At 65.8% G+C, this 4882-nt stretch carries 7 protein-coding genes; 2 read left to right on the forward strand and 5 right to left on the reverse strand.

Annotation, left to right across the window (positions count from 1 at the left end):
• A partial coding sequence (gene topA / locus C4301_RS02275) for a type I DNA topoisomerase (RefSeq protein WP_352413498.1) occupies positions 1–2206 on the forward strand: 2206 nt, incomplete at its 5' end.
• Positions 2203–2460 carry a hypothetical protein gene (locus tag C4301_RS02280; RefSeq protein WP_352413499.1) on the forward strand — a complete coding sequence of 86 codons (258 nt, stop codon included), beginning with the start codon at positions 2203–2205 and terminating at the stop codon, positions 2458–2460. The genes topA and C4301_RS02280, both read left to right, overlap by 4 nt.
• Here the strand turns inward: C4301_RS02280 and C4301_RS02285 are convergent.
• The 5 genes from C4301_RS02285 to C4301_RS02305 all read right to left on the reverse strand — a co-directional run.
• Entirely contained in the window at positions 2342–3526 is a 1185-nt protein-coding gene (locus C4301_RS02285; protein WP_352413500.1) for a VanW family protein, read from the reverse strand. The two genes, C4301_RS02280 and C4301_RS02285, sit on opposite strands and share 119 nt — an antisense overlap.
• A 9-nt stretch (positions 3527–3535) precedes the next feature.
• Positions 3536–4153, reverse strand: coding sequence for a nitroreductase family protein (locus C4301_RS02290; RefSeq protein ID WP_352413501.1), 618 nt, complete (start codon positions 4151–4153; stop codon positions 3536–3538).
• Between the two features lie 53 nt (positions 4154–4206).
• Positions 4207–4335 carry a hypothetical protein gene (locus C4301_RS02295; RefSeq protein WP_352413502.1) on the reverse strand — a complete coding sequence of 43 codons (129 nt, stop codon included), beginning with the start codon at positions 4333–4335 and terminating at the stop codon, positions 4207–4209.
• A gap of 3 nt (positions 4336–4338) precedes the next feature.
• Complete coding sequence (locus C4301_RS02300) at positions 4339–4503, reverse strand: pseudouridine synthase family protein (protein WP_352413503.1); 165 nt, start codon at positions 4501–4503, stop codon at positions 4339–4341.
• A gap of 21 nt (positions 4504–4524) precedes the next feature.
• The coding region (locus C4301_RS02305; protein ID WP_352413504.1) for a pseudouridine synthase at positions 4525–4882 on the reverse strand (358 nt) is incomplete at its 5' end.

Consider the following 4882-nt stretch of genomic DNA (forward strand, 5'->3'; position numbering starts at 1 on the left):
GGACCCGAAGGGGCCGTTGCGGGTGGAGTTCCACGAGATCACCCCAAAGGTGGTCCAGGAAGCGGTCAAAACCCCCCGGCCCATCAACCAGAACCTGGTGGACGCCCAGCAGGCCAGGCGGGTGCTGGACCGGCTCCTCGGGTACAACCTCTCCCCCCTTCTTTCCCTCGAGTTCCGCAGGCGGGCGCTCTCCGCGGGCCGCGTCCAGAGCGTGGCCCTAAGGCTCGTGGTGGAGCGGGAGGAGGAGATCGAGGCCTTCCAGCCCGAGGTCTACCACGTGGTTTGGGGGCGGTTTTTGGCGGTGGCCGCAAGGGAGGGCCCAAAGGCCCTCGAGGTGGAGGCCCGCCTCCAGGAGGTCCGGGGGAAGAGGCTCTGGCTTGGGGAGGCAGAGAAGGAAGGCCGGCTCCACCTGAAGGAGGAGGCCGAGGTCCAGGCCCTTCTTTCCGAACTGCAAAGGGCTTCTTACCGGGTGGGGACGGTGGAGGTGAAGGAGCGGCGCAGACCCCCCCCACCCCCGTTCACCACCTCCACGCTTCAGCAGGCGGCCTCCTCCAGGCTCGGCTACACCGCAAGCCGCACCATGCGCATCGCCCAGCGCCTCTACGAGGGGGTGGACCTCCCAGAGGGGACGGTGGGCCTCATCACCTACATGCGCACCGACTCGGTCCGGGTCTCCCCCGAGGCGATCGCCAAGGCCCGGGAGGTGATCCGAGGCGCCTTTGGGCCCGAGTTCCTCCCGGAGGCCCCCCGGACCTACCAAAACAAAAAGGCCGGGGTCCAGGACGCCCACGAGGCCATCCGGCCCACCGACCCCGCCCGTAGCCCGGAGGCGGTGCGCCCCTACCTGAGCGAGGAGGAGCACCGGCTTTACGACCTCATCTGGCGGCGCTTCCTGGCGAGCCAGATGAAGGACGCCCTCTACGAGACCACCTCCGCCCTCCTTCCCTCCCAGGATGGGGCCTTCGTCTTCCGGGCCTCGGGCTCGGTCTTGAAGTTTGAGGGCTACCTCAGGGCCTGGGGCCGAGACCCGGAAGCGGCTTCACGAAGCGAACAACAGGAGGCGGAACCCCCCCTCCCGCCCCTCCTGGAGGGAAGCCCTGCCCAGCTCCTCGAGGCCTGGGCCGAACGGAAGGTCACCGAGCCCCCTCCCCGGTACACCGACGCCACCCTGGTCAAGACCCTGGAGGAGCTGGGCATCGGGAGGCCCTCCACCTACGCCCCCACCCTGGAGACCCTGGAAAAGCGGGCCTACATAAAGCGGCAGGGCCGGACCCTCTTCCCCACCCCCTTGGGCCGGGAGGTGGTCCGGTACCTAAAGGCCCGCTTCCCCCGGGTGGTGGCCTACGACTTCACCGCTCAGATGGAGGACCGGCTGGACGAGGTGGAGGAGGGGCGGGCGGTCTGGCCCAAGGTGGTCTGGGAGTTCTACGCCCCCTTCCTCGAGGAGCTGGCCCAGGTGCCCAAGAAGACCTGCCCCCTTTGCGGCAGGCCTTTAGAACTTAAGGTGAGCCGGTTCGGGCAGTTTCTGGGCTGCACCGGCTACCCCGGGTGCACCTACACCGAGCCCTTGGAGAAGCGGGAAAGCGAGCCCTTGGAGGAGGCCTGCCCCAAGTGCGGAAGGCCCCTTTTGCGCAAAATTGGCCGGTACGGCCGGTTTATCGCCTGCTCGGGCTACCCGGAGTGCGACTACACCAGGGACGAGGCCCCTTCCACCGGCCTTTCCTGTCCCAAGTGCAAAACCGGCGAGGTTCTGGAAAAGCGGAGCAAGCGGGGCAAGGCCTACTACCGCTGCAATCAGAAGGGGTGCGATTTCCTCTCCTTCTACCCCCTCCTTCCCGAACCCTGCTCCAGGTGCGGCTGGAACCTGGTCCAGGGTAAAGGCGTCAAAGGTTGCTCCAACCCCGACTGCCCGAGCTACGTGGGCCCAAAGGGCGGCCCACTGCAAAAAGCCGGGGAGCCTAAAAGCCCTCGGCCCAAAGGGCCCAAGGGATCCCAGCCCTCCCCAAAAGCGGGTGAGCTTCCGGCTGACTGGGAGGCGCTTCTGGCCTACAAAGATCAGCTGAAGGAGGAGGAAAAGGCCCTTCTGGAAAAGGCTGGCTCCGGTACCCCCTTAACCCAAGAGGAAAAGGCCCTCTTCAAGAAGGCCCTTTTCAAGCTCCGCATGGCCAAGGGCCGAGCGGAGAAAAAAGGGAAGGTGTTGGCGTGAAGCTCCACCTAAAACGGCTGGCCCGGGAAAAGGAGGTCCGGTTTCCCGGGGTGGAGCACTTCCGGGTCTACGAGGCCCGAAGGAGGGAGGAGCGGCCCGGCGGCTTCATCTACGTGGTTCTGGAAGGAGAGGTGGTCATCGACCTCCCGGACGGGCGGTACCTTCACCTCCGCCCCTTTGAGGCGGCCCACCTGAAAGGGCCTCACGTCCTCCTTCCGGTGGAGCGGGCCCTCCTTCTGGAGGTTCGGGCCTAGGCCCCACCAGAAAGACCGCCCCCCAGGGCTTGTACCTGCTTTGCAAACCGTCCACCCGCTCCTTGCCGCTTTGATAGCGGACCACGCGTTTCCAATAGACCGTCATCCCCTCCGCGGCAAAGTCCACCTGCTTGACCGCGTCCGGGGGCAGGCTGGGGTCCAAAATCCGCCGCTCGGCCAGGGGAGGCTCCCGGTCGGTGATCACCGGGCCCTCGAGGCGCACCGCCCGGTCCTTGGTCCCAAACAGGTGGAAGCGGAGCCGCGTGCCCTGAATAGAGCTCTGAACGTAAAGGTGGCCTGGGGTGTCGTTCTCCACGCGAAGGTCTAGGTAGGGTTGGAAGACGCTCGCATCCAGACCCGGGGGGGTGTAGTAGCGGACGAGGTAGCTATGGGGGTGGCGCTCCAGGATGGGAAGCCCCGCGAAGTAGGCCGCGCGGAAGAAGGTGGTGGAGACCTGGCAAACCCCACCCCCCACTCCCTGCTCTGTACGGTCACCAAGGATGACGTACGCCTCCTTATACCCCGCCTGTTCGCTCACCTCCCCCAGGGCCCGATTAAAGGAGAAAACCCCCGGGGGGATGAGAAGGCCATCCAGGCGGGAGGCCGCCAGGCGGAGGTTGTGGATGCGGTTAGGGTGGGAGCCCCTATAGTCGGTCTCCGCCGTGGCCAGGTGGTCGCGTACCCCTAGGCGGTAAAGATCGCGCAAACTGGGCTTTGGAGGGATCTGGCGGGCGGGCAGGAGGAAGCTGGCCCGGCCCTCGGCCCAGGCTTTCCGGAAGGCAGCCAAAGCCTCCTCTTCGTCAAACGTGCGGCCCACCTTCTCCACCCCCCGCCACCTTCCCCCCTCCCACACGAACCGGGGCGGCCTGGGCTCCTGCGTCCAGGCCCGGATCAGGGCCCTAAGCTCCTGTTCCGAGGCCACCCGTTGCCTTTTCGTGCCCACATAGGCCTTGACCTCCCCCCCCTCGAGGACCTCCTCCCTCACCACCAAAACCGCCTCGGGGATGGGCTTGACCTCCAGGGCCACCCCAAAGGAAAGCGCCAGGGGGAAGAACCAAAGCCTCATCCCTTCAGCTTACCGCACGGTGAGCACCCGCTCTAGGGCGTGGCGGTGGTGCGGAAAACCCTCTTCTGCACCATACCCCAGGGGCACCAGGGCGGGAATCCGGACATGATCGGGCAGGCCGAGCAGGGCCTTGACTCGAGCGGGGTCAAACCCAAGCATGGGCACGCTGTCCAGGCCATAGGCCTTTAAAAGGAGGAGCAGGTAGCCAAGGTAGATGTAGCTCTGGCCTGCACCCCAGGCCTCCACCTCTTCTTGCGGCATTGCTTGAAAGTGTTTTAGGACGCTATCCATGTAAGCGGGTCTTCGCTCCTGGGGCAGACCGGGATGAATGACCTCTTCCAAGTGGGCCAGGGCATCCTTCATGTCCGAGTAGACCACAAGGACCACGGGGGCGGTCTCCACCGCCTCCTGGCCAAAGGCGGCCGCGCGCAAGGCTTTTTTAAGCCCGGGGTCCAAGACGGCCACCAGCCGCCAAGGCTGTAGGTTCCAAGCAGAGGGGGCAGCCTGGGCAGTGGCCAGGACCTCTTTCAAAAGGGACATGGGCACGGGATCAGGGCGGAACCTACGGACGGAGCGCCGCCTGAGCGCGGCCTCCTTGGCGCTTAAAACCTGAAGGGCCGACTCCATACAAGGCAAGGGTACGGGAGGACTCGAGGGCGCACGGTGCTTGGTGCCACCTTTCACCTGAGTCCCAAACCGTAAAGCGCCTCCTCTTCCTCCTGCCGCAGGGGCCGCACCGACCCCAAGGGGAGGTCCAAGGCCAAGGGCCCCATGCGCAGCCGCTTCAGGTAGACCAGCCGGTTGCCCATCGCCTAAAACATCCGCTTCACCCGGTGGTACCGGCCCTCCACCAGGGTCAGCTCCACCTCGAAGGGGGCAAGGATGGTAAGCCTTGCCGGCAAAAAGACCTCCCCTCCCAGCCTAAGGCCCAGGGCAAAAGCCTGGATGTACGCCTCCTGGGCGGGGGCCTCGGTCACGCCCGGTCAGCCGCGTAGCGGCTACGTTCCAGGGCGTACCTTGAGGCGGGCGTAGTAGACCTTTTCCACCTTGTACCGAGGGTGGGTGAGGCGGTGGAGGAGGGCCCCGTCTGAGGTGAAAAGGAGGAGGCCTTCCGTGTCCTTATCCAGCCGGCCCACGGGCTCCACCTTGCCCCGGTAAGGCTCGGGAAGGAGGCGGAAGACGCTTGGCCCCTCGGCCTCGCTTCGGCTGGTCACGTACCCCGCGGGCTTGTGGAGGAGAAGATGGTGGTGCCTCCGGTAAAAAACGGGTTTTCCTCCCAGAAAAAGGGGGGTCCTCTCTGGGTCCAAGAGGTGGCCGGGGTCTTTGACCACCTCCTCCCCCACCCGGCCAAGCCCT

Origin of the sequence: Thermus sp. (assembly GCF_040290245.1) — a bacterium.
GTDB lineage: Bacteria > Deinococcota > Deinococci > Deinococcales > Thermaceae > Thermus_A.